Source organism: Streptomyces sp. NPDC087310 (genome assembly GCF_044744405.1).
In the GTDB taxonomy this organism is placed as follows: Bacteria; Actinomycetota; Actinomycetes; order Streptomycetales; family Streptomycetaceae; genus Streptomyces.
The window spans coordinates 210960-236650 of sequence record NZ_JBIUYF010000002.1 but is presented as its reverse complement, the minus strand read 5'-3'; the positions used below and the strand labels follow the sequence as shown (position 1 = coordinate 236650).

Genomic DNA, 25691 nt, shown 5'->3' with positions numbered 1-25691 from the left:
CCGGAGGGTCCGGGAATTCCCAGAAGGAGGTCCGAATGCCACGTCCGTTCACACTCTTCACCGGCCAGTGGGCCGATCTGCCCCTGGAGGAGGTGTGCCGGCTCGCCCGTGACTTCGGCTACGACGGCCTGGAACTCGCCTGCTGGGGCGACCACTTCGAGGTCGACAAGGCCCTCGCCGACCCCGCGTATCTGGCAGGCCGCCACCAACTGCTCGACAAGTACGGGCTGAAGTGCTGGGCGATCTCCAACCACCTCGTCGGCCAGGCTGTCTGCGACCACCCGATCGACGAGCGCCATCAGGGCATCCTGCCGTCCCGGATCTGGGGCGACGGCGAGCCCGAGGGCGTCAGGCGGCGCGCCGCCGCGGAGATCCAGGACACCGCCAGGGCCGCGGCGGCCTTCGGTGTCGACACGGTCGTCGGCTTCACCGGCTCCTCGATCTGGCATCTCGTCGCGATGTTCCCGCCCGTGCCGCCCGGCATGATCGAGCGGGGGTACGAGGACTTCGCGGAGCGGTGGAACCCGATCCTGGACGTCTTCGACGCCGAGGGCGTCCGCTTCGCGCACGAGGTCCACCCGAGCGAGATCGCGTACGACTACTGGACCACGCACGAGGCGCTGAAGGCGGTGGACCACCGTCCCGCGTTCGGGCTGAACTTCGACCCGAGCCACTTCGTCTGGCAGGACCTGGACCCGGTCAACTTCCTCTACGACTTCCGCGACCGGATCTACCACGTCGACTGCAAGGAGGCGCGCAAGCGCCTCGACGGCCGCAACGGGCGCCTCGGTTCCCATCTGCCCTGGGGCGACCCGCGGCGCGGCTGGGACTTCGTCTCGGCCGGGCACGGCGACGTGCCGTGGGAGGACGTCTTCCGGATGCTGCGGTCGATCGGGTACGAGGGGCCCGTCTCCGTCGAGTGGGAGGACGCGGGCATGGACCGGCTGGCCGGGGCGCCCGAAGCCCTCGCCGGTCTGAAGCGCTTCGACTTCGACCCGCCGACCGCGTCGTTCGACGCGGCCTTCGGGGGCGGCGAGTAGCTCCGGCAGGGGGTACGGGGTCCGCCCCGTACCGCACATTCCGGGCGCCCGGTGGCGCGAGCCGCCGCCGGGCGGTCCGGCCTGCCCGGCGGGCGCTTTGTCCAGAAGCTGGAAGAAGTTCAACTTCACCCGTGCGCAAGGTCTTTCCGTACGGGACGAACCCGGCTACCGTCCATGACGATTGAGTTGTACAGAACAACGTAGCGCGTGCGACATGACACGACATGACACAGCAAAACGGTGGTCCCCGATGTGACGGCGCACGTCGGTGACACAGCCACCTCCACGGGGACCCGGTGCCGGACGAGCACCCCCTGAGGAGGCGAGAGCGCGAGGGACCGCGCTCTCCCGGCACCCCGCAGGTACGAACAGCCCACTGTGGAGGACTTTCGTGCACAGAAAACGCCCCCGAGCCGGCCAGCACCCCCGAGCCAGAAACCTCCTCGCACTCCTGACGGGCGCCCTGCTCGCCGGGTCGAGCCTGAGCGCCGTACCCGCGTCCGCCGCGGGGGCAGGGCCGTCGGCGGCGGCGGAGGAGAGCTTCCAGCAGGTGACCCTCGCCAAGGGCGCCGACGAGGTGGGCGAGCCCATGTCGCTCGCCGTCCTCCCGGACCGCCGCGTCCTGCACACCTCGCGCGACGGGACCCTGCGCCTCACCGACGCCGGCGGCGACACCATGGTCTCCGGCACCCTCGACGTGTACAACCACGACGAGGAAGGGCTCCAGGGCGTCGGCGTGGACCCCGGATTCGCCGAGAACCGGGCGATCTACCTGTACTACGCGCCCGAGCTGGACACCCCGGCCGGTGACGCCCCCGAGAACGGGACGCCCGCCGACTTCGCGCCCTTCGACGGCATCAACCGGCTCTCGCGCTTCACGCTGAACGAGGACGGCACGCTGGACAAGGCGAGCGAGAAGAAGGTCCTCGACGTCGCCGCCTCCCGCGGCACCTGCTGCCACGTCGGCGGCGACATCGCCTTCGACGCCGACGGCAACCTGTTCCTGTCGACCGGCGACGACACCAACCCGTTCGCCTCCGACGGCTACACCCCGATCGACGAACGGGCCGACCGCAACCCGGCGTTCGACGCCCAGCGCAGCGCGGGCAACACCAACGACCTGCGCGGCAAGCTCCTGCGCATCAAGGTCGCCGAGGACGGCTCGTACACCGTCCCCGAGGGCAACCTCTTCGCCCCGGGCACCGAGAAGACCCGCCCCGAGATCTACGCCATGGGCTTCCGCAACCCGTTCCGGATATCCGTCGACCAGCAGACCGGCGTCGTGTACGTGGGCGACTACGGCCCCGACGCGGGCGCCGCCTCCCCGGCCAGGGGCCCGGCCGGCATGGTGGAGTTCGCGCGGGTCACCAAGCCCGGCAACTACGGCTGGCCGTACTGCGTCGGCAAGAACGAGCCGTTCGTCGACTACGACTTCGGCACCAAGGAGTCCGGCGCCGCCTTCGACTGCGCCGCGCCGAAGAACACCTCGCGGAACAACACCGGGATCACCGATCTGCCGCCCGCCCAGCCCGCCTGGATCGACTACGACGGCAGCAGTGTGCCCGAGTTCGGCACCGGCTCCGAGTCCCCGATGGCCGGCCCCGTCTACCGCTACGACGCGGACCTCGACTCCCCGGTGAAGTTCCCCGAGGAGTACGACGGCGACTTCTTCGCCACCGAGTTCGGCCGCCAGTGGATCAAGCGGATCGAGCAGGGTGACGACGGCACGGTCGAGAAGATCAACCCGTTCCCGTGGACCGGCACCCAGGTCATGGACTCGGCCTTCGGCCCGGACGGTGCGCTCTACGTGCTCGACTACGGCCTCTCCTGGTTCGGCGGCGACGAGCACTCCGCGCTCTACCGCATCGAGAACTCCACCGGCGGCAAGTCGCCCATCGCCGTGGCCGCCGCGAGCAAGACCTCCGGCACCACCCCGCTGAAGGTCACGTTCTCCTCGGCCGGCACCCAGGACCCCGACGGCGACGCGCTCAGCTACGCCTGGGACTTCGGCGACGGGGCCACCTCCACCGCCGCCAACCCGGCCCACACGTACCGGAAGAACGGAACGTACACCGCGCGGCTCACCGTCACCGACCCGACGGAGCGCACCGCCACCGCCTCCGTACGCGTGGTCGTCGGCAACACCGCGCCCAAGGTGACCCTCGAACTCCCCTCGGACGGACACCTCTTCAACTTCGGGGACAAGATCCCCTTCAAGGTGAAGGTCACCGACCCGGAGGACGGCACGATCGACTGCTCCAAGGTCGTCGTCCGCTACATCCTGGGCCATGACAGCCACGGCCACCCGATCACCTCCGCCAACGGCTGCGAAGGCACCATCACCGCGCCCGCCGACACCGAGCACGACCCCAACGCCAACATCTTCGGTGTGATCGACGCCGAGTACACCGACGGCGGGGGCGGCGGCCAGGCCGCGCTCACCACCCACGACCAGGCGCAGCTCCAGCCGCGCCACCGGCAGGCCGAGCACTTCAACAACTCCTCCGGTGTCACGGTCTACGAGAAGGCCCCGGCCAACGGCGGCAAGACCGTCGGCGACATCGACAACGGCGACTGGATCTCCTTCAAGCCGTACAACCTGACCGGGTCGAAGACGCTCACCGCCCGGATCTCCTCCGGCGGCGCCGGCGGCTTCCTGGAGGTACGGACCGGCTCCGCCACCGGCAACCTGCTCGGCTCCGCGCCGATCCCGGTCACCGGAGGCTGGGAGACCTTCCAGGACATCGACGTACCGCTGCGTTCCGTACCGAAGAAGACCACCGAACTCTTCCTGGTCTTCAAGGGCGGCTCGGGCGCGCTCTTCGACGTGGACGACTTCCAGCTCTCCGACGCCGTGCCCGGCAAGACCGAGAAGCGGGTCCTGGTCTTCTCCAAGACCGCCGGATTCCGTCATGACTCGATCGCCGAGGGCGTCACCGCCCTCAAGGAGCTGGGAAAGACCACCGGGATCACCGTGGACGCCACCGAGGAGGCGGGCCAGTTCACCACCAACAACCTGGCCCGGTACGACGCGGTGGTCTTCCTCTCCACCACCGGTGACGTGCTCAGTGCCGACCAGCAGAAGGCGTTCGAGAACTACGTCGCCACCGGCGGCGGCTACATGGGCGTGCACGCCGCGGCGGACACCGAGTACGAGTGGGAGTTCTACGGCGGCCTCGTCGGCGCCTACTTCGCATCGCACCCGGCGATCCAGCCCGCCACCGTACGGGTCGAGGACCACGACCACCCGGCCACCGCGCACCTGGACGACGAGTGGCAGCGCACCGACGAGTGGTACAACTACCGCACGAACCCGCGCGATCAGGCCCGTGTGCTGGCCACCCTGGACGAGACCACCTACCAGGGCGGCACCATGAAGGGCGACCACCCGATCGCCTGGTGCCAGACCTACGAGGGCGGCCGGTCCTTCTACACCGGCGGCGGCCACACGAAGGAGTCGTACGCCGAGGCGCCCTTCCGGGAGCACCTGCTCGGCGGACTGCGGTACGCGGCCGGACAGGTCAAGGCCGACTGCAAGCCGAGGACCGGCTACCGCTCCCTCTTCAACGGCAAGACCCTCGAAGGGTGGAAGCAGGCGGGCCCCGGCAAGTTCGACGTCGTGGACGGCGAACTGCGCTCGGAGGGCGGCATGGGGCTGCTCTGGTACCAGGCCAAGGAGCTCGGCTCGTACTCCCTGAAGCTGGACTGGAAGATGGCCGGGGACGACAACTCCGGTGTCTTCGTGGGCTTCCCGGCCTCCGAGGACCCCTGGTCCGCGGTGAACAACGGGTACGAGGTGCAGATCGACGCCACCGACACCCCCGACCGCACCACCGGCTCGGTCTACGGCTTCAAGTCCGCCGACCTCAAGGCCAGGGACCGGGTGCTGCGCCCGCCGGGCCAGTGGAACAACTACGAGATCAAGGTCCAGGGTGAGCGGCTCCAGATCTTCCTCAACGGGGTGAAGATCAACGACTTCACCAACACGGATCCGGCGCGCAGCCTGAAGAACGGTTACATAGGGCTCCAGAACCACGGGGCCGACGACCAGGTGTCGTTCCGCGACATCCAGCTCAAGGAACTGCCCTCGTCCTGACGGGCGGGCCCGCCGGCCGGCGGCGGGCGGGGAGGCGCCGTACCCCCCGCCCGCCGTCCACCACCCCACAGCAGCACCACCCACAGCACCACCGCCACACCACCGCCGCAGAGCACCACCACCCCATCGCACCACCGCAAGGAGGCAGCCCGTGACCACGACCGGTACGGAATCGACAGCAGCGGGGACGGCCGGGGCCGCCGTACGCACCGGAGTCTGGTTCGTCGGGGCCCGCGGCTCCGTCGCCACCACAGCCGTCGCGGGGTGCGCGGCCGTCACCGCGGGGCTCCATCCCCCGACGGGCATGGTCACCGAGACCGCGCCCTTCGCCGCGGCCGGGCTGCCCGCCCTGTCCTCGCTCGTCTTCGGCGGACACGACACGGCGAGCTGCCCGCTCCCCAAACGCGCGGAGGCGCTGACCGCGGCCGGCGTCCTGCCGCACGGGCTGACCGCCGCGATCCACACCGAACTCACCGCGGCCGACCGGGAGATACGGGCCGGCGGCCCCCAGCCCGGCGACACCAGGAGCGACCACGAGATCATCGCCGGCTTCGCCGACGACCTCACCGACTTCGCGCGGCGCACCGGCGTCAGCCGCACCGTCGTCGTCAACGTCTCCTCCACCGAGGCCGAACCGGACCCGGACGACCCACGCCTGCCCCCGAGTTCGCTCTACGCGGCGGCGGCGGTACGGGCAGGCTGCCCGTACGTCAACTTCACCCCCTCGACCGGGCTGCGCACCACGGCCCTCACCGCCGCCGCGGCGGCCCGCGGACTTCCCCACGCGGGCCGTGACGGCAAGACAGGCCAGACGCTGCTCCGTTCCGTACTCGCACCCATGTTCGTCCAGCGGGCCCTGACCGTACGGGCGTGGTCCGGTACGAACCTGCTGGGCGGCGGGGACGGAGCGGCGCTGGCCGACCCGGCAGCGGCGGCGGCCAAGAACGCGGGCAAGGAGCGCGTCCTCACCGACACCCTGGGCGCCTCGCCCGAGGGCGAGGTCCACATCGACGACGTTCCGGCGCTCGGCGACTGGAAGACCGCCTGGGACCACATCGCCTTCGACGGCTTCCTCGGCTCGCGGATGATCCTCCAGACCATCTGGCAGGGGTGCGACTCGGCGCTCGCCGCGCCGCTCGTCCTCGACCTGGCCCGCCTCGTGGCCCGCGCCCACGAGACCGGGCTGAGCGGCCCGCTGCCCGAACTCGGCTTCTACTTCAAGGACCCGGACGGCGGCCCCGCCGCGCTCGCCGAACAGTTCGAGGCGCTGCTCTCCTTCGCGGGACGGCTGGGGGAGTCCGGATGAGCGCTCGCGCCACCGGCCCGGGTGCCGGCCGGCTCGGGGCCTGGGCCGAACTGCTGCGGGTCTCCGCCCTGTTCACCGTGGTCGGCGACGGGCTCGCGGGCGCGGCGGCGCTCGGCGTACGGCCGGGACGGGCCACCGCGCTCGCCGTGGGCGCCTCGCTCTGCCTGTACGAGGCGGGCATGGCGCTCAACGACTGGGCCGACCGCGAGGAGGACGCGATCGACCGCCCGCACCGCCCGATCCCCTCGGGCCGGATCTCCCCGCCGGCCGCCCTCGCCGCGGCCGGGACCCTGACCGCCGCGGGCCTGGCACTCGCCGCCCGCGCGGGCCGGCCCTCGCTGGCGGTGGGTACGGCGCTGGCGGCCACGGTCTGGTCGTACGACCTGCACCTCAAGCACACCCCGGCGGGCCCGGCGGCGATGGGCGCGGCCCGCTCCCTGGACCTGCTGCTCGGCGCGACGGCGAGTGCGTCGGCGGCTTCCGGGAGCTCCGGGAGCGCCGGCCACACCGCCCGGAGCTCAGTACGCGCCGCGCTGCCCGCCGCCGCCGTCCTCGGCGCGCACACCGCCGCCGTCACCACCGTCTCGCGCCGCGAGACGCAGGGCGGCTCGACCGCGCTGCCGCTCGCCGCGCTCGCGGTGACCGGGACGGTGGGGGCGCTGCTCGGCCGCCGCCCGCCACCGGCCGGCCCCGGCGCCCCGGCGGCCCAGGCCCCCGGCCGGACGGCCCGCCACGCGCTCGCCGCCACCCTCGCCGCCGTCTACGCGGGGACCGCCGGGCGGCCCCTGCTGCACGCCGCCCTCAACCCGTCCCCCGCGCTCACCCAGCGTGCCGTCGGCGGCGGGATCCGGGCCATGATCCCGCTCCAGGGCGCGCTGGCCGCGCGCGGCGGGGCGGTCGGGGTGGCGCTGGGAGTCATGGGGCTGGTACCGCTGGCCCGCACCGTCGCACGGAAAGTGAGCCCCACATGAGTCTGCGTCTCGGATACGGCACCAACGGGCTCACCGATCTGCGGCTGGACGACGCCCTCGGCCTCCTCGCCGACCTCGGCTACGACGGCGTCGGGCTCACCCTCGACCACATGCATCTCGACCCGATGGCGCCCGAACTGGCCGCCCGTACCCGCCGCGTCGCCGGCCGGCTCGCGGAACTCGGGCTCGACGTCACCGTCGAGACCGGCGCCCGCTACGTCCTCGACCCGCGCCGCAAACACGGCCCCACCCTGCTCGACCCCGACCCCGAGGGCCGCGCCGCCAGGACCGGGCTGCTCGTCACCGCCGTGCGGGTCGCCGCCGACCTCGGCGCCCACGCCGTGCACTGTTTCAGCGGCGTCACCCCGGACGGTACGGACCCCGACACCGCCTGGAAGCGGCTCGAAGAGGCGATGGGGCCCGTGCTCGACGCCGCCGAAGCCGCCGACATCCCGCTCGCGATCGAGCCCGAACCCGGTCACCTCGTCGGGGACCTCGCCGGTTTCCACCAGCTCAGACACCGCCTCGGAGACCCCGACCAGCTCGGACTCACCCTCGACATCGGCCACTGCCAGTGTCTGGAGGCCGCGTCGCCCGCCGACTGCGTACGGGACGCCGCGCCCTGGCTGCGGCACGTCCAGATCGAGGACATGCGACGCGGTGTCCACGAGCATCTGCCGTTCGGCGACGGTGAGATCGACTTCCCGCCCGTGCTCGAAGCGCTCGCCGCCACCGGCTACCAGGGCCTGACCGTCGTGGAGTTGCCCCGCCACTCCCACGCCGGGCCCGAACTCGCCCGTACGTCCATCGAGTTCCTCCGCGGGCCGGGGGTACGCGCATGACGCACAGCCACGCGGAACTGGCGGGCCTGATCGCCCCCGACGCCGTCTCCTGGCTCGACGCGGCGCTGGCCGAGGCGACCGCCGCCGCCGGGCGCGACGACGACAACGTTGCCGCCCCCTGGGAGCTGCGCTTCGCCGCCGCCGGGCGCCACTGCGGCCAGGACCACGCCGACACCGTCCGCACCCTGCTGCTCCGGCGGGCCGGAGCCACCACGGCCACCCTCACCCGGCTCTACCAGCGGGGCACCGCCGCCGAGCGCCGCGCCGTCCTGCTCGCCCTGCCCGAGCGCGTCACCGGACCGGGCGCGCTGCCCCTGGTCGAGGACGCGCTGCGGACCAATGACACCCGGCTCGTCGCGGCGGCCGTCGGCCCGTACGCCGCCGCCCATCTCGACGCCCACGGCTGGCGGCACGCCGTCCTCAAGTGCCTCTTTACCGGAGTGGCGCTCGACACCGTCGCCGACCTGGCCGTACGCGCCCACGGGGACGCCGAACTGGCCCGTATGCTCCGCGACTTCGCCGCCGAGCGCGCCGCCGCCGGCCGCCCCGTACCCGCCGACCTGCACCGTGCGCTCGAACTGACCGGCGAGGAGTCCTGATGCGTATCTTCGACCCCCACATCCATATGACGTCCCGCACCACGGACGACTACCGGGCGATGTACGCCGCCGGGGTACGCGCCCTGGTGGAGCCGTCCTTCTGGCTCGGCCAGCCCCGTACCTCGCCCGCCAGCTTCTACGACTACTTCGACGCCCTGCTCGGCTGGGAGCCGTTCCGCGCCGCCCAGTACGGCATCGCCCACCACTGCACCCTCGCCCTCAACCCCAAGGAGGCGGGCGATCCGCGCTGCGTCCCGGTCCTGGACGAACTGCCCCGCTATCTCGTCAAGGACGGCGTCGTCGCCGTCGGCGAGATCGGCTACGACTCCATGACCCCGGCCGAGGACACCGCGCTCGCCGCACAGCTCCAGCTCGCCGCCGACCACGGACTGCCCGCCCTCGTCCACACCCCGCACCGCGACAAGCTCGTCGGGCTGCGCCGCACCATCGACGTCGTACGGGAATCCGCCCTGCACCCGGACCGGGTCCTGCTCGACCATCTCAACGAGACGACCGTCAAGGAGGCTGCCGAGAGCGGCAGTTGGCTCGGCTTCTCCATCTACCCGGACACCAAGATGGACGAGGACCGGATGGTCGCCGTGCTCAAGGAGCACGGCACGGAGAAGGTCCTCGTCAACTCGGCCGCCGACTGGGGCAACAGCGACCCCCTCAAGACCCGCAAGGTCGCGGACGCCATGCTCGCGGCCGGATTCGACGCCGACGACGTCGACCTCGTCCTGTGGCGCAACCCCGTCGCCTTCTACGGACTCAGCGGCCGGCTCCAGCTCGACGTCCCCGCACCGGAAGCCCTCCACGAGGGCAACTCCGTGCTGCGCGGCGGGGAGTGATCCGATGCGCTTCCGCCACCCCGACGGCTCCACCGTCCACCTCGCGTACTGCACCAACGTCCACCCCGCAGAGACCCTCGACGGCGTCCTCGCCCAACTGCGCGACCACTGCGAGCCGGTACGCAAACGCCTCGGCCGCGACCGGCTCGGCATCGGCCTCTGGCTCGCCAAGGACGCCGCCCAGGCCCTGATCAACGACCCGGTCGTGCTGCGCGGACTGCGCGCCGAACTCGACCGGCGCGGCCTGGAGGTCGTCACCCTCAACGGCTTCCCGTACGAGGGCTTCGGCGCCGAGGAGGTCAAGTACCGGGTCTACCAGCCCGACTGGGCCCACCCCGAGCGGCTCTCCCACACCGCCGACCTGGCCAGGCTGCTGGCCGCGCTGCTGCCCGACGACGTCACCGAGGGCTCCGTCTCCACCCTGCCGCTCGGCTGGCGCACCGCCTGGGACGACACCGCGGACCGTACCGCCCACACGGCGCTCACCACCCTCGCCGGACGCCTCGACGCCCTGGAGGAGCTGACCGGCAAGTCCATCAGGATCGCCCTGGAGCCGGAACCCGGCTGCATCGTGGAGACCACCGCCGACGCGATCGGCCCGCTCTCCGCGCTCACCGGCGACCGCATCGGCATCTGCGTCGACACCTGCCATCTCGCCACCTCCTTCGAGGACCCGGCCGTCGCCTTCGACGCGCTCGACGCCGCCCGCATCCCCATCCCCAAGGCGCAGCTCTCCGCCGCCCTGCACGCCGAGCACCCGCACCTGCCCGAGGTACGGGAGGCCCTGCGGGCCTTCGACGAACCCCGCTTCCTCCACCAGACCCGCACCAGCACCGCCGCCGGACTGCGTGGCACCGACGACCTGGACGAGGCGCTGGCCGGCGGGTCGCTGCCCGAAGGGGCGCCCTGGCGCGCCCACTTCCACGTACCGCTGCACGCCCCGCCCGCCCCGCCGCTCACCTCCACCCTCCCCGTGCTCCAGGAGGCGCTGGGCCGGCTCGTCGGCGGGGCCGAGCCGCGCACCCGCCATCTGGAGGTCGAGACGTACACCTGGCAGGCGCTCCCGCCGGAGCTGCGGCCCCGCACACGCGGCCGGCTCGCCGAGGGCATCGCCGCCGAACTCACCCTGGCCAGGGACCTGCTGGTCGACCTCGGCCTCAAGGAGCTGCCATGAGCGACACCCAGGCCGGGCCCCCGGCCGAAGAGCGGGCCGGCACCCCGGCCGCGCGCCCGACCCCGCTGCTGGTCCTGGACGTCGTCGGCCTCACCCCGCGACTGCTGCGCCACATGCCGCACTTGACCGAACTCGCCGGGGCCGGTTCGCGAGCGCCGCTGACCACCGTGCTGCCGGCCGTCACCTGCAGCGCGCAGTCCACCTTCCTCACCGGCACCCTCCCCGCCGAGCACGGCATCGTCGGCAACGGCTGGTACTTCCGCGAGCTGGGCGACGTCCTGCTCTGGCGCCAGCACAACGGCCTCGTCTCCGGCGACAAGCTCTGGGACGCGGCCCGCCGCGCCCACCCCGGCTACACCGTCGCCAACATCTGCTGGTGGTACGCGATGGGCGCGGACACCGACTACACCGTCACCCCGCGCCCCGTCTACTACGCCGACGGCCGCAAGGAGCCCGACTGCTACACCCGGCCGCCCGCGCTCCACGACGAACTCACCGAGAAACTCGGCACGTTCCCCCTCTTCCACTTCTGGGGGCCCGGCGCCGACCTGGTCTCCTCCCAGTGGATCGTGGACGCGACCCGCCACATCCTTGCGACCCGCCACCCCGATCTCGCGCTCTGCTACCTCCCGCACCTCGACTACGACCTCCAGCGCTACGGCCCCGACGACCCCCGCTCGCACCGGGCCGCCGCCGAACTCGACGCCGCGCTCGCCCCGTTGCTGGCTGACGCGAAGGCCGAGGGCCGTACCGTCGTGGCGCTCTCCGAGTACGGCATCACCCGGGTCTCCCGGCCCGTCGACATCAACCGCGCGCTGCGCAGGGCCGGGCTGCTGGAGGTCCACACCCAGGACGGCATGGAGTACCTGGACACCATGGCCTCCCGCGCCTTCGCCGTCTCGGACCACCAGCTCGCGCATGTCTACGTACGCCGCCCCGAGGACCTGGAGGCGACCCGCGAGGCGCTCAGCGACCTCGAAGGCATCGACGAACTCCTCGACGACGAGGGCAAGAAGGCGCACGGTCTGGACCACCCCCGCTCCGGCGAGCTGGTGGCCGTCGCGGAACCCGACGCCTGGTTCACGTACTACTACTGGCTGGACGACGACCGGGCGCCCGACTTCGCGCAGCTCGTGGAGATCCACCGCAAGCCCGGCTACGACCCCGTCGAGCTGTTCATGGACCCGCTCGATCCGTACGTACGCCTCAAGGCGGCCAAGGCGATCGCCCGCAAGAAGCTCGGGATGCGCTACCGGCTCGCGGTCGTCCCCCTCGATCCTTCCCCCATCCGCGGCAGCCACGGCCGCCTCCCCGCGAGCGACGACGAAGGTCCGCTCATCCTCTGCTCCACCCCCGACGCCGTCGGTGACCGCGTCGCGGCCACCGAGGTGAAGAGCCTCCTCCTCCACCTTGCCGGACTGCACTGACCGAAGGAGTTCCGTTCATGAGCCGCAAGACGTCAGCAGACCCCGAACTCGCGCACCAGCTCAGCCGGCGCGGCATGCTCGGTGTCGCCGCCGGAGCCACCGCGGCGGCGGTGGTCGGCGCCTCGGCCGCCGCCACCCCGGCCGCCGCCCACGGCCCGGGCCACCGGCCCGGCCACGGCCACGGCAAGGGACAGCCCGTCCTGCCGCCGGGACGGCTCGGCATCCAGCTCTACTCCCTGCGTGACAAGGTGTCCACGATCGGCTTCGCCAAGGTCTTCGACGAGCTGGAGCGCTTCGGCTACGACGAGATCGAGTTCGCGGGCTACACCCAGGGCAGCGCCGGCGCCATCACCCTGCCGCAGCTCAGGAGACTGGCCAGGGACCACGGCCTCAAGCCCATCGGCAGCCATGTCAACTACGCCGACGACAGCAACCCCAACGCCTACAGCTTCGCCCAGAACCTCACCAAGGTCCTGGACGACGCCCAGGAACTCGGCCTGGACCACATAGGCACCGCCTCAGGGCCCTTCCGGTACGGATCGACCGTCGACGCCTGGAAGCGGGCGGCCGCCGACTTCAACGCCTACGGCGCGGCGGCCAAGCGGCGCGGCATGAAGTTCTACCAGCACAACCACGCGGAGGAGTTCTCCTTCGCCACCGACCGGCCCAATGTACGGCTCTACGACGTCCTGCTCGCCGAGACCGACCCGAGCCTGGTCTATCTGGAGATGGACATCTACTGGGCGTACGCGGGGCAGTTCCGCTTCAGCAAAACCCCCGAGGGCAGGCCCGCCCCCTTCGACCCGCTGCGGTACGTCCTCAAGCAGCCCCACCGCTACCCGCTCTTCCACGTGAAGGACGGCATCGAGGACATCGCGGCCCGGGACGGCTACCGGATGGTGGACGTCGGTGACGGTGACATCGACTACCAGCGCTTCATCTCGGCGGTCAACAGGACCCACGGCGGCCGGCGCGGCCACCACTGGCAGGTGGAGCACGACCAGCCGGTGGACTCCCTCGCGTTCGCCCGCAAGTCCTCGGCCCATCTCCACTCGCTGCGCGAGAAGCGGTAACCTCCGCACCCCATAAGGACATACGGCGGCCCTCCGCGCGGCTCGTACAGCGCAGCGGGGAGGGCCGTCGGTCCGTCCGTGGTCAGGCGGTCGCCTGTCCCGGCTGCCGCGCCCGGGGCAGCCGTACCGGGCGCCGCCCGCCGTGCGGGCCGCCCGGCTGACGCAGGGCCAGCGACAGTCCCGCGGCGATCAGGGAGACCACACCGGACGCCAGGTAGGCGCCGACGTACCCCCACGAGGCGACCACGACCGCCCCCATCCCGCCGCCGAACAACCCGCTGACCAGCTTCGCGCTGTACACCATCCCGTAGTTCGACGCGTTGTAGTTCTCCCCGAAGTAGTCCGGGACCAGCGCCGCGAACAGCGGATAGAACGCCCCGCCGCCGAAGCCGGACAGGAAGGCGAAGACGAGGAACAGCGTCTGGCTGCGGATCTCACCCGCCCACAGCACACCGAACTGTGCCACGGCCAGCACCAGACACACGTACGTCAGTGTCGGCCGCCGGCCCAGCTTGTCGGAGAGCCAGCCGACCACACCCCGCCCCGTACCGTTGATCACCGACATCAGCCCCATGGACGACGCCGCGATCAGCGGGCCGAACCCCATCTCCTTGGCGAACGGAACCTGGAACGAGATCCCGAAGATCGAGACACCCGCGCAGCACAGCATGCACAGCCACATCAGGGGCACGACCCCGGTCCGTAACGCCTCCTGCGGTGTGTACTGCTTCACCGCCGGCGGGTTCTTGGCCAGGGCCAGCGACGACTTGGTGTCCCCGGAGCGGTGCAGCGGGTCCACCTCCTCGGGCCACCAGTTCTTCGGCGGATCCTTGAAGAACAGCCCCGACACCAGCGTCAGCACCAGCACGTACACACCGACCAGGTCCAGCACGGTGTGGAAGTTGGAGGTGTCGAAGCCGTACGTGAAGAGGAAGACGAACGGTACGGCGCCGTAGGCGAACGCGCCGTTGACCAGGCCCGTCTTGCCGCCCCGCCGTTCGGGGTACCACTTGCCGACCATGTTCACGCAGGTCGAGTAGATCAGTCCGGAGCCGAGCCCGCCCAGCAGTCCGAAACCGGTCAGCGCGAACCAGAAGTTCGGCGCGTGGCTGAGACTGACGAATCCGAGCAGCGAGCAGAACGAGCCGATCAGCATGGCCGCTCTGCTGCTCAGGATGCCCTTCTCCCGTAACCGTCCGGCGGGGAAGGACACCGCCGCCTGGAAGAAGATCCAGACGCTCAGCACCCAGAAGGTGTTCGTCGAGGTCCAGTGATGTGCCCTGGACAGGGTCTCCTCGGCCGCCCCGAAGGCGTACTCGAAGACACTGATGGCGAGCATGGCGAGCCAGGGCAGGGCCACCATCGTCCAGCGGGGGAGGCCGAGGATCTGCCGGTCGGACTCGCCGATCCGGTAGACACGGCCATGGGCGTCGGTGATCTCGCGGTAGTCCGCGCCGGCGGTGGCCGACGAGGACGTCCCCGAGAGTGGTTCCGTGGTCATTTCAGTTGATCTCCCGGCCGATCGGGTTCGGGTTGGGTTGGATCTTCTTGAGGTCGGGCCTGCCCGGCGCCTTCAGGAACACCGCCAGTACGGCGGAGGCGAGCCCGATGCTGCCGGCGATGACGAACGCGCCCTGGTAGTCCCAGGCGCCCACCACGACAGCCCCCACACCGGAGCCGACGAGGCCCGATATGAGCTTGGAGCTGTAGACCATGCCGTAGTTCGAGGCGTTGTTGTTCTCCCCGAAGTAGTCCGCGGTCATCGCCGCGAACAGCGGGAAGATCGCGCCGCCGCCGAACCCGGAGACCATCGAGCAGAACAGGAAGAACGGCATACTGCCCAGGGACCCGGATATCAGCACACCGAACTGCGCGCTGCCGAGGACCAGACAGACGAAGATCAGGGTGTGGCGGCGTCCGTACCGGTCGGAGATCCAGCCGATGACACCCCGCCCCGTACCGTTCACGATCGCCTTGAGCGACATCGCGGTGGCCACGATCCCGCCCGCGAACCCCATGTCCTTGCCGAAGGGCACCTGGAACGCGATGCCGAAGATGTTGATCCCCGCCGTGCAGAGCAGGCAGAACCACATCAGCCACAGCACCGGTGTGCGGGCCGCCTCCCGCGGTGTGTACTGCTTCACCGCCGGCGGGTTCTTCTCCAGTGCGCGCCGGACCCTCGGGTCGTCGGAGACCTTCAGCGGATCGGCGCCCCGCGGCCACCAGTACTTCGGCGGGTCCTTGAAGAACCAGCCGGCGACCGCGACGACGAGGCAGCACACCAGCCCGACGAAGACCAGCACACCCCGGTAGTTGCTCAGATCCATGTACGAGGTGAAGAGGAAGACGAACGGCACCGAGCCGTAGGCGAAACCGCCGTTGACGAGGCCGGTCTTGCCTCCCTTGCGCTCCGGATACCACTTGCCGACCATGTTGACGCAGGTCGCGTACACCAGACCGGCGCCGATACCGCTGAACATGCCGAAGCCGATGTACGCCACGATCACGTGCGGGGCGTAGGCCAGGGAGAGATAGCCCAGTAACGTCCCCAGCGCGCCCAGCATCATCGCGTAGCGCGCGGGCAGCCTGCCGCTCTCCCTGAGCTGCCCGGCGGGGAAGGCGACGGCCGCCTGGAAGAAGACCCAGACGCCCATCAGCCAGAAGATGTGTCCGCTGCTCCAGAGATGGGCCTCGTGCAGCGTGTCCTCCGCGGAGGTGAACGCGTACTCCGAGGAACTGATGCCCAGCATGCCCATCCAGGGGAAGAGCACCATCGTCCAGCGGGGCCTGCCCATGATGTCCCGGTCGCTCTCACCGATCCGGTACACGCGTCCGTTGCGGTCCGTCACCTCCTGGTAAGGGACGGAACTGCCGAGTTGAGTGGTTGTCGTTTTCATGATGGTCTCTCGCACCCCTTGCATCGAAAGAACTGGCCAGCGCCCCCTGTCCAAAACCTTCGTGCCGTGCCCGGGTGGGGTCAGGTCATGAACCGCCTCCCAACAGCCCCGCCGCCCGCGCCCACTGATACTTGGCGCCGAGTACGGCGACGGGCTGCTCCGTGGTGTACGGGTAGGCCACCACCCCGTGGTCGAAGAGGTACTGGCACGCCTCCTCGACCTCGACATCGCCCGCGAGGGAGGCCACCACCGGTTTGTGGATGCCCCGTTCCCGGAACTCCGCCACGACCCGCGCCGTCAGTTCGGCGAAGACCATGGGCGGGGTGACGATCGTGTGCCAGTACCCGAGGACCAGCGCGTGGATCCGCGGATCCTCAAGCCCCAGCCGGATCGTCGCCTCGTACGTGGACGGCGGTTCGCCCCCGGTGATGTCCACCGGGTTGCCGGCCGCCCCGAACGGCGGGATGAACGCGCGGAACGCCTCGTCCAGATCCGGTGGGATCTCCATCAGGGAGAGCCCGTTGTCGACGATGGCGTCCGAGAGGAGCACCCCCGAGCCGCCGGCGCCCGTGATGATGACGACGTTGTCACCCTTCGGGGTGGGAAGCACGGGCAGCGCCCGCGCGTACTCCAGCATCTCGTTCAGCCCCGGCGCCCTGATGACCCCCGCCTGGCGCAGGATGTCGCCGTACACCGCGTCGTCCCCGGCGAGCGCGCCGGTGTGCGACCCCGCCGCCTTCGCGCCCGCCGCCGTACGCCCCGCCTTGAGGACGACCACCGGCTTCTTCGGTACGGTGGCCCGCGCCGCCGCCACGAACGCGCGGCCGTCCTTGAGGTCTTCGAGGTGCATCGCGATGCACTCGGTGTGCGGGTCCTCGCCGAACCAGGTCAGCAGGTCGTCCTCGTCCAGGTCGGACTTGTTGCCGAGGCCGACGATCGCCGAGACCCCCGTCTTCGTGGACCGCGCGAAGCCGAGGATCGCCATCCCGATGCCGCCGGACTGCGAGGTCAGCGCCACGCCGCCCTTGACGTCGTACGGGGTGCAGAACGTGGCGCAGAGGTCCTGCCAGGTCGAGTAGTAGCCGTAGATGTTCGGCCCCAGCAGCCGTACGCCGTACTGCTCCGCGATCGCCACGATCCGTGCCTGGAGCTCGTGTTCACCGGTCTCGGCGAAGCCGGACGGGATCAGCACCGCGTTCGGGACGCCCTTGCGGCCGACCTCCTCCAGCGCGGCGGGCACGAACTTCGCGGGGATCGCGAAGACCGCCACATCGGGCTCACCCGGAACATCCATCACGCTCTTGTACGCCTTACGGCCGAGAATGTCATCGGCCTTGGGGTTCACCGGGTGGATGTCGCCCGGAAAACCCCCGTCGATGAGGTTCCGCATGACCGAATTGCCGATCTTCCCCTGCTCGTTGGAGGCCCCGATGACCGCCACGGAGCTGGGCTTCATCAGCCGCCGCATCGAGACGAGGATCTCCTCGCGGCTGTACGTGCGCCGCTCGGCGGGCCGCTCCGGGTCGAGCAGGATCCGTACGTCGGCGGCCATCACCCCGTGCGCCGAGGCGAACACCGGGTTGAGGTCGACCTCGGCGATCTCGGGGAAGTCGGCCGCGAGCCGCGACACCTTGACGATCAGCCCGGCCAGCGCCTCCCGGTCGACGGGCTCGGCGCCGCGCACCCCGCGCAGGATCTCCGCAGCGCGGATCCCGTCGAGCATCGACAGCGCGTCGTCCGTGGAGGCGGGCGCCAGCCGGAAGGTGACGTCCTTCAGGACCTCCACCAGCACCCCGCCGAGACCGAACGCCACGATCTTGCCGAAGGTCGGGTCGGTGACGGTACCGATCAGCACCTCGGTGCCCTCGGGCACCATCTGCTGGATCTGCACACCGAGGATCCGCGCGTCCGGGGCGTACGCACGGGCGTTGGCGACGATCTCGGTGAACGCGCCGCGCACCTCGGCCGCCGAGGTCAGCCCGATCCGTACACCGCCCGCGTCCGTCTTGTGCAGGATCTCCGGCGAGACGATCTTCATCGCCACCGGGAAGCCGATCCGGTCGGCCAGCGCCACCGCCTCGTCGGCGCTCTCGGCCAGCGCCTCGGCCGGGGTGGGGATCCCGTACGCGTCCGTGACGGCCTTGCCCTCGGGCGCGGTGAGCGCGGTGCGGCCCTCGGCGAGCGCCGCGTCCAGCAGCGCCCGTACGGTCTTCCTGCTCTCGTCGTTGCTGTCCACCGTCAGATGACTCCGTCCGTCTTGAGAAGCCGCAATTCCTCGTCGCCCAGGCCCAGTTCGCCCACGTACACCTCCGCGTTGTGCTCGCCGAGCAGCGGCGAGGTGAACACGTCCACGGGGGAGTCGGAGAGCTTCAGCGGGCTGCCGACCGTGGTGAACGAGCCGCGCTGGGGGTGGGGGACCTCGACGACCATCTCGTTGGCCGCGAGGGAGGCGTCCTCGATGATCTCCTTGGTGGAGAGGATCGGGCCGCAGGGGATGTTGTGGGCGTTGAGCCGCTCCAGCACCTCCCACTTGGGCAGGGTGGCCGTCCACTCCTCGATGAGCTGGAACATCTTGCCGAGCTTCGGCAGCCGCGCCTCGGGCGTCGCCCACTCGGGGTCGTCCGCCAGCTCGGGCCGGCCCATCAGCTCGGTGACCGGCCGCCAGCCGACCGGCTGCACGATCACGTACACGTAGTCGTTGGGGCCGCCGGGCGCGCACTTGACGGCCCAGCCGGGCTGCCCGCCGCCGCTCGCGTTGCCGCTGCGCGGCACCTCGTCGCCGAAGTCGTCGTTCGGATACTCGGCGAGCGGGCCGTGGGTGAGCCGCTGCTGGTCGCGGAGCTTCACCCGGCAGAGGTTGAGCACGGCGTGCTGCATCGCCACGTTGACGCGCTGGCCGCGCCCGGTGTGCTCGCGCTGGAAGAGCGCGGCGAGTATCCCGGCGACGGCGTGGACGCCGGTGCCGGAGTCGCCGATCTGCGCGCCGGTGGCGAGCGGCGGCCCGTCCTCGAAGCCGGTCGTCGACATCGAGCCGCCCATGGCCTGCGCGACCACCTCGTACGCCTTGAAGTTGGTGTACGGGCCCTCCCCGAACCCCTTGATGGAGGCGTAGACGATCCGCGGGTTGATCTCCTGGATGCGCTCCCAGGTGAACCCCATCCGGTCCACGGCCCCCGGGCCGAAGTTCTCCACCATCACGTCGGAGCGGCGGATCAGCTCGGTGAGGATCTCCTTGCCGCGCTCCGACTTGGTGTTGAGGGTGATGGACCGCTTGTTGCAGTTGAGCATCGTGAAGTACAGCGAGTCGACGTCGGGCAGGTCGCGGAGCTGCTTGCGGGTGATGTCCCCGCTGGGCGCCTCCAGCTTCACCACGTCCGCGCCGAGCCAGCCGAGCAACTGTGTGGCCGAGGGCCCCGATTGGACGTGCGTCATGTCCAGGACGCGTACGCCCGAGAGCGCCTTGGGGGTGGTCCCGGTGGGCGAGGTCTCAAGAGCCTGGGTCATGGGAGGGCTCCTTCACTTGTACATGGTCTGGTTCATGGTTCCGGGGGCGTACGCGTCGGGGTCGACCCAGACGTTGATCAGCGACGGCAGTCCGGACTCGCGGGCGCGCCGCAGCGCGGGCGCGATGTCGGCCGGGTCGCGGACCTCTTCGCCGTAACCGCCCAGCATCTGGGCGAACTTGTCGTAGTGGACGTCGCCGAGGGTGTTGCCCACGCGCTCGCGCTCGTCGCCGTACTTGGCCTTCTGGCCGTAACGGATCTGGTTCATCGAGGAGTTGTTGCCGACGATGCCGACGAAGGGCAGGTTGTAGCGCACCAGCGTCTCGAAGTCCCAGCCGGTCAGCGAGAAGGCGCCGTCCCCGAAGAGCGCCACGACCTCCTTGTCGGGCCGGGCCTGCTTGGCGGCGAGCACGAAGGGCACCCCGACGCCGAGGGTGCCGAGCGGACCCGGATCCATCCAGTGCCCCGGCGACTTGGGCTGGACGACCTGCCCGGAGAAGGTGACGATGTCGCCGCCGTCCCCGATGTAGATCGAGTCCTCGGTCAGGAACTGGTTGATCTCGCTGACCAGCCGGTACGGGTGAATGGGCGAGGCGTCCGAGCGCAACTGCGGCAGCCGCTTCTCGACAGCCGTCTGCTCGGCGGCGCGCAGCTCGTCCAGCCACGCCTTCCGCTTCACCGAGCCGCCGTTGATCCGTCCGCTCGCGGCCTGGGTGACGGAGGACAGGACGAGCCCGGCGTCCCCGACGATGCCGAGGTCGATGTCCCGGTTCTTGCCGACCGTCCGGTAGTCGAGGTCGATCTGGACGACCGTCGCGTCCGGCGAGAGCCGCTTGCCGTACCCCATCCGGAAGTCGAAGGGCGTCCCGACGATGACGATGAGGTCGGCGTTGGAGAAGGCGTAGCGCCGCGAGAGCTGGAAGTGGTGCGGGTCGCCGGGGGCCAGCGTGCCGCGCCCGGCCCCGTTCATGTACGCGGGGATGTTGAGCGTCCGCACCAGCTCGATCGCCGCGTCGGTCCCCCGGGTGGTCCAGACCTGGCTGCCGAGGAGGATCGCCGGCTTCTCGGCGTGCACGAGCAGATCGGCGAGCTTCTCGACCGCCTCGGGGTCACCGGCCGAGCGGGTCGAGGCCCGGTACTGTCCGGCGGCGGGGACCCGGGCCTTGTCCACGGGCACCTTGGCGTCCAGCACATCGCGCGGGATCTCCAGGAAGGACGGCCCCGGGGCGCCGTGGTAGCACTCGCGGAACGCCATCGAGACCATGTCCGCGGCGCGCGCCGTGTCCGGCACGGTGGCGGCGAACTTGGTGATCGGGGTCATCATGTCGACGTGGGGGAGGTCCTGGAGCGACCCCATCTTGTGCTGGGTGTGCGCCCCTTGGCCGCCGATCAGCAGCATGGGCGACTCGGCGCGGAAGGCGTTGGCGACCCCGGTGACGGCGTCGGTGGTGCCGGGCCCGGCGGTGACGACCGCGCACCCGGGCTTTCCGGTGATACGGGCGTAGCCGTCGGCGGCGTGGGCGGCCACCTGCTCATGACGTACGTCGACGACGTCGATGCCCTCGTCGACGCAGCCGTCGTAGATGTCGATGATGTGGCCGCCGCAGAGGGTGTAGATGACCTCGACACCCTCCGCTTTGAGTGCCTTGGCGACGAGATGACCACCGGAGATGAGTTCCTGGCTGTCGTCGGGCATGAGGAGGTCCCTGTCCCTTCGTAGTCCTTCACCGGGGAGGGAGAAGCGCCCGTCCCGGTACATTGCATACAGTCGACGAATACTGTATGAAGCTTGTTATCCCGCATCCGGGCGGGTGGTGTCCAGGGGGCGTACGCCACTTTCGGCAAAAGGGAGCCGGCATGGATCTGTACGAACACCAGGCGAGGGAACTCTTCGCGGAACACGGCATCGCGGTGCCGGAAGCCGAGGTCGTGGCCACCGCCAAGGACGCCGGGGACGCCGCGCGGCGGCTCGGCGGGCGCGTGGTCGTCAAGGCCCAGGTGAAGACCGGGGGCCGCGGCAAGGCGGGCGGCGTGAAGCTCGCGGCCGACCCGGCGGCGGCCGAACTGACCGCACGCCAGATACTCGGCATGGACATCAAGGGCCATACCGTCTCCACGGTCATGCTCGCCCAACCCGTCGACATCGAGGCCGAGTTCTATGTGAGCTACGTGCTCGACCGGGCGGCCGGGACCTTCCTCGCCATCGCCTCGGCCGAGGGCGGCATGGAGATCGAGCAGGTCGCGGCCGTACGGCCGGAGGCGGTGGCCCGTATCCCCGTCGACCCGGCGGAAGGCGTCACCGAGGCGGTGGCCGCCCGGATCGCCGCGGCGGCCGCACTCCCGGACGAGGCCGTCCCCGTACTCCGGGCGCTGTGGCGGGTACTGGTCCGCGAGGACGCCCTGCTGGTCGAGGTGAACCCGTTGGTACGCACCACGGAAGGGCTGATTATCGCCCTCGACGGCAAGGTCACCCTTGACGACAACGCCCTCTTCCGCCAAGCGCGCTGGGGGGAGACCCCGGCCGGCCCCGGCACCGACCCGCTGGAGGCGCGGGCGGCGGCCAAGGGGCTCAACTACGTGAAGCTCGACGGCGAGGTCGGCATCATCGGCAACGGCGCGGGCCTCGTCATGTCCACCCTCGACGTGGTGGCCGGCTGCGGCGCCCGCCCCGCCAACTTCCTCGACATCGGGGGAGGGGCGTCCGCCCAGGTGATGGCGGACGGGCTGTCCGTCATCCTCTCCGACCCGGCCGTGAAATCCGTCTTCGTCAATGTCTTCGGAGGCATCACGGCCTGCGACGCGGTCGCCGACGGCATCGTACGGGCCCTGGAATCGGTGACGTTGACCCGGCCGCTCGTGGTCCGCCTCGACGGCAACAGCGCCGCCCGCGGCCGTTCGATCCTCGCGGAGCGCGCGCACCCGCTCGTACAGCAGGCCACCACCATGGACGGCGCGGCCCGGCAGGCCGCCGCGCTCGCGAACGCCGGATGAGGAGAGGAACACCATGGCCATCTTCCTGACCAAGGAGAGCAAGGTACTCGTCCAGGGCATGACCGGCGCCGAGGGCATGCGGCACACCCGGCGGATGCTCGCAGCGGGCACCGCGGTCGTCGGCGGCGTCAACCCGCGCAAGGCGGGCAGCCAGGTCGACCTCGACGGCGCCACCGTGCCCGTCTTCGGCTCCGTACGCGAGGGCATCGCGGCGACCGGCGCGGACGTCACCGTCGTCTTCGTCCCGCCGCAGTTCGCCAGGGCGGCCGTGACCGAGGCGGTGGACGCCGGGATCGGGCTCGCCGTCGTCATCACCGAGGGCATCCCCGTCCACGACGCGGTCGCCTTCACCGCGTACGCCAAGGAGCGCGCCACCCGGATCATCGGCCCCAACTGTCCCGGTCTGATCAGCCCGGGACAGTCCAACGCCGGGATCATCCCCGCGGACATCGCCACCAAGCCGGGCCGGATCGGACTCGTGTCGAAGTCCGGCACCCTCACCTACCAACTCATGTACGAACTGCGGGAGATCGGCTTCTCCTCGGCGGTCGGCATCGGCGGCGACCCCGTCGTGGGCACCAGTCACATCGACTGCCTCGCCGCCTTCGAGGACGACCCCGACACCGAACTCGTCGTCCTCATCGGTGAGATCGGCGGCGACGCGGAGGAACGCGCCGCCGCCTACGCCGCCGAGCGGGTCACCAAGCCGGTCATCGGCTACATCGCCGGCTTCACCGCCCCCGAGGGCAAGACCATGGGACACGCGGGCGCGATCGTCTCCGGCTCCTCCGGCACCGCGGAGGGCAAGCGCAAGGCCCTGGAGGCGGCCGGCGTCCGGGTCGGCTCGACCCCCTCCGAGACTGCGCGACTGGTCCTGGAACAGCTCGCGCCGTCAGGTGACGTCACTCATACTTGACAGCGAGTGCGTGCCACCACACCACCGGCTCACTACCGTCGAGTAACCGCGAGACGCCGGCCGACGACCGGCCGGCGGTCCTGAACCGAGCCATGCACCTCCCGCCTCATCCGAGCGGAGACCCTCAATGGCACCCTCACTGATCCTCAAACCGGGCACAGCCTGGTCGGACGCCTGGGAGCGCGGCCTCGCCGCCGCGCCCGAAGCCTTCCACGACGACCGGGTACGCAACCTCTGGGGCGCGGCGTGGCGCTCCGACGGCCGCGCCCTGCCCGCCACCAGCCCCGTCGACGGGGGCCCGATCGCCGGGCCGCCCCGACTGGACGGCACGACCGCCCGGCAGGCGGTGCGCGCCGCGCTGGACGCCCACCGGGCCTGGGGCCACATCCCGCTGCCGGAGCGCGCCGCCCGCGTGAGCGCGACGCTCGACGCGCTCACCGAACACCGCGAACTGCTCGCCCTCCTCCTCGTCTGGGAGATCGGCAAACCCTGGCGCCTCGCCCAGGCCGACGTCGACCGTGCGATCGACGGCGTGCGCTGGTACGTGGACGGCGCCGGGCCGATGCTGGAAGGCCGTACCCCGCTGCCGGGACCGGTCTCCAACATCGCGAGCTGGAACTACCCGATGTCCGTCCTCGTCCACGCCCTGCTGGTGCAGGCACTGGCGGGCAACGCGGTCATCGCCAAGGCCCCCACCGACGGCGGCGTGGCCTGCCTGACCCTGGCCTGCGCGCTCGCCGCCCGCGAGGGCATCCCCGTCACCCTCGTCAGCGGCAGCGGCGGCGAACTCTCCGAGGCGCTGGTGCGCGCGCCGGAGATCGGCTGTGTCTCCTTCGTCGGCGGCCGGGACACCGGAGCCAGGATCGCCACCGCAGTTGCCGACCTCGGCAAACGCCATGTCCTCGAACAGGAGGGGCTCAACACCTGGGGCATCTGGAACTGCACCGACTTCGGCGCCCTGACCGCAGTGATCCCCAAGCTCTTCGACTACGGGAAGCAGCGCTGCACGGCGTACCCCCGCTTCGTCGTCCAGCGCTCCCTCTTCGCGGACTTCCTCGCCGCGTACCTCCCCGCCGTACGCTCGATCCGGCTGGGCCACCCCCTCGCGGTCGAATCCCCGGACGACCCGCCGCCGGAGCTGGACTTCGGGCCGCTCATCAACGCAGCCAAGGCCAAGGAACTGGCCGACCAGGTCACCGAGGCGATCGGCCGCGGCGCCGTACCGCTCCACCGGGGCGCCCTGGCGGACGCCCGCTTCCTCCCCGACCAGGACACCAGCGCGTATCTGGCCCCCGTCACCCTGCTCAACCCGCCCCCGTCCTCCCCGCTGCACCACGCGGAACCCTTCGGCCCGGTCGACACGATCGTCCTGGTCGACACGGAGGCGGAGCTGCTGGCCGCGATGAACGCCTCGAACGGCGCCCTGGTCGCGACCCTGTCCACCGACGACCCGGCGACGTACGCACGGCTGGCACCCCAGATCCGCGCCTTCAAGACCGGCCACGGCACACCCCGCTCCCGGGGCGACCGCGACGAGCTGTTCGGCGGCTTCGGCCACTCCTGGCGCGGCGCCTTCGTCGGCGGCGAGCTCCTGGTCCGCGCCGTGACCGACGGCCCCCCGGACGAACGCCCGCCGGGCAACTTCCCCGACTACCACCTGATGCCCTGACCACCCGGCGGCACGGCCCGTACGTACGCCGCGACAGTCCGTGCCCACCCCTCTGAGCAGCCCGATCGCGCACCGCTGACCACCGGATATACGGGTGAAGGGCACCTCGAACCCCTGGTATCGTTGTCTCTGTCGCCGCGGGGAGATCGCAGAGATCATCGCGGGTCGACCACTCGTCCGGGTGGCGGAATGGCAGACGCGCTAGCTTGAGGTGCTAGTGCCCTTTATCGGGCGTGGGGGTTCAAGTCCCCCCTCGGACACCAGGGGTATGTCACGCGAGTACCCAGGTTGGTTTTACAGAGCTCCCAGCACGGATTCGTCCGGGCTGGGAGCTCTTTC

The 25691-nt window shown here is 70.9% G+C and carries 18 protein-coding genes and 1 tRNA gene; 14 read left to right on the top strand and 5 right to left on the bottom strand.

Annotated elements, in window-relative coordinates; translation table 11 throughout:
- Positions 1–35 precede the first annotated feature (35 nt).
- The 10 genes from ACIO3P_RS07110 (at position 36) to ACIO3P_RS07065 (ending at position 13376) form a co-directional block, all read left to right on the top strand.
- Positions 36–1040 carry a sugar phosphate isomerase/epimerase family protein gene (locus ACIO3P_RS07110; RefSeq protein WP_329827810.1) on the top strand — a complete coding sequence of 335 codons (1005 nt, stop codon included), beginning with the start codon at positions 36–38 and terminating at the stop codon, positions 1038–1040.
- A gap of 391 nt (positions 1041–1431) precedes the next feature.
- Positions 1432–5136 (top strand): ThuA domain-containing protein, encoded by a 3705-nt coding sequence (locus tag ACIO3P_RS07105; RefSeq protein ID WP_329827809.1) that lies wholly within the window; start codon positions 1432–1434, stop codon positions 5134–5136.
- A gap of 151 nt (positions 5137–5287) precedes the next feature.
- Positions 5288–6442, top strand: coding sequence for an inositol-3-phosphate synthase (locus ACIO3P_RS07100; RefSeq protein WP_329827808.1), 1155 nt, complete (start codon positions 5288–5290; stop codon positions 6440–6442).
- Entirely contained in the window at positions 6439–7413 is a 975-nt protein-coding gene (locus tag ACIO3P_RS07095) for an SCO3242 family prenyltransferase (protein ID WP_401848663.1), read from the top strand. The genes ACIO3P_RS07100 and ACIO3P_RS07095 overlap by 4 nt, the downstream gene beginning before the upstream one ends.
- Entirely contained in the window at positions 7410–8255 is an 846-nt protein-coding gene (locus ACIO3P_RS07090) for a sugar phosphate isomerase/epimerase family protein (protein ID WP_401848666.1), read from the top strand. Before ACIO3P_RS07095 ends, ACIO3P_RS07090 begins: the two co-directional genes overlap by 4 nt.
- Positions 8252–8854 (top strand): EboA domain-containing protein, encoded by a 603-nt coding sequence (locus ACIO3P_RS07085; protein ID WP_329827804.1) that lies wholly within the window; start codon positions 8252–8254, stop codon positions 8852–8854. The genes ACIO3P_RS07090 and ACIO3P_RS07085 overlap by 4 nt, the downstream gene beginning before the upstream one ends.
- Positions 8854–9702 carry a TatD family hydrolase gene (locus ACIO3P_RS07080; RefSeq protein ID WP_401848668.1) on the top strand — a complete coding sequence of 283 codons (849 nt, stop codon included), beginning with the start codon at positions 8854–8856 and terminating at the stop codon, positions 9700–9702. The genes ACIO3P_RS07085 and ACIO3P_RS07080 overlap by 1 nt, the downstream gene beginning before the upstream one ends.
- Before the next feature lie 4 nt (positions 9703–9706).
- Complete coding sequence (gene eboE, locus ACIO3P_RS07075) at positions 9707–10876, top strand: metabolite traffic protein EboE (protein WP_329827801.1); 1170 nt, start codon at positions 9707–9709, stop codon at positions 10874–10876.
- Complete coding sequence (locus ACIO3P_RS07070) at positions 10873–12303, top strand: nucleotide pyrophosphatase/phosphodiesterase family protein (protein WP_329827800.1); 1431 nt, start codon at positions 10873–10875, stop codon at positions 12301–12303. The genes eboE and ACIO3P_RS07070 overlap by 4 nt, the downstream gene beginning before the upstream one ends.
- Positions 12304–12320: 17 nt before the next feature.
- Positions 12321–13376 carry a sugar phosphate isomerase/epimerase family protein gene (locus ACIO3P_RS07065; RefSeq protein ID WP_401848669.1) on the top strand — a complete coding sequence of 352 codons (1056 nt, stop codon included), beginning with the start codon at positions 12321–12323 and terminating at the stop codon, positions 13374–13376.
- Positions 13377–13458: 82 nt separating this feature from the next.
- On the opposite strand, the gene ACIO3P_RS07060 is transcribed toward ACIO3P_RS07065, so the two are convergent.
- The 5 genes from ACIO3P_RS07060 to ACIO3P_RS07040 all read right to left on the bottom strand — a co-directional run bounded on the left by ACIO3P_RS07060 (position 13459) and on the right by ACIO3P_RS07040 (position 21472).
- Positions 13459–14877: an OFA family MFS transporter gene (locus ACIO3P_RS07060; RefSeq protein WP_401848671.1), complete on the bottom strand. Its 1419-nt coding sequence runs from the start codon at positions 14875–14877 to the stop codon at positions 13459–13461.
- Position 14878: 1 nt separating this feature from the next.
- Positions 14879–16273, bottom strand: a complete 1395-nt coding sequence (locus ACIO3P_RS07055; protein ID WP_401848672.1) for an OFA family MFS transporter — start codon at positions 16271–16273, stop codon at positions 14879–14881.
- Positions 16274–16358: 85 nt separating this feature from the next.
- Entirely contained in the window at positions 16359–18509 is a 2151-nt protein-coding gene (locus ACIO3P_RS07050; RefSeq protein WP_401848673.1) for an acetate--CoA ligase family protein, read from the bottom strand.
- A gap of 2 nt (positions 18510–18511) precedes the next feature.
- The gene (gene frc / locus ACIO3P_RS07045) at positions 18512–19777 is read right to left on the bottom strand and encodes a formyl-CoA transferase (RefSeq protein WP_329827793.1); all 1266 of its coding nucleotides are present in this window, start codon (positions 19775–19777) and stop codon (positions 18512–18514) included.
- A gap of 12 nt (positions 19778–19789) precedes the next feature.
- Positions 19790–21472: a thiamine pyrophosphate-binding protein gene (locus tag ACIO3P_RS07040; protein ID WP_401786009.1), complete on the bottom strand. Its 1683-nt coding sequence runs from the start codon at positions 21470–21472 to the stop codon at positions 19790–19792.
- A 161-nt stretch (positions 21473–21633) separates the two neighbouring features.
- Between ACIO3P_RS07040 and sucC the strand changes: the two genes are divergently transcribed.
- The 4 genes from sucC (at position 21634) to ACIO3P_RS07020 (ending at position 25615) form a co-directional block, all read left to right on the top strand.
- Complete coding sequence (gene sucC / locus ACIO3P_RS07035; RefSeq protein ID WP_329827790.1) at positions 21634–22767, top strand: ADP-forming succinate--CoA ligase subunit beta; 1134 nt, start codon at positions 21634–21636, stop codon at positions 22765–22767.
- Between the two features lie 13 nt (positions 22768–22780).
- Positions 22781–23683 (top strand): succinate--CoA ligase subunit alpha, encoded by a 903-nt coding sequence (gene sucD / locus ACIO3P_RS07030; RefSeq protein ID WP_329827789.1) that lies wholly within the window; start codon positions 22781–22783, stop codon positions 23681–23683.
- Positions 23684–23810: 127 nt separating this feature from the next.
- Positions 23811–25352 carry an aldehyde dehydrogenase family protein gene (locus ACIO3P_RS07025; protein WP_401848674.1) on the top strand — a complete coding sequence of 514 codons (1542 nt, stop codon included), beginning with the start codon at positions 23811–23813 and terminating at the stop codon, positions 25350–25352.
- A 175-nt stretch (positions 25353–25527) separates the two neighbouring features.
- Positions 25528–25615, top strand: a tRNA-Leu gene (locus ACIO3P_RS07020).
- Positions 25616–25691 lie beyond the last annotated feature (76 nt).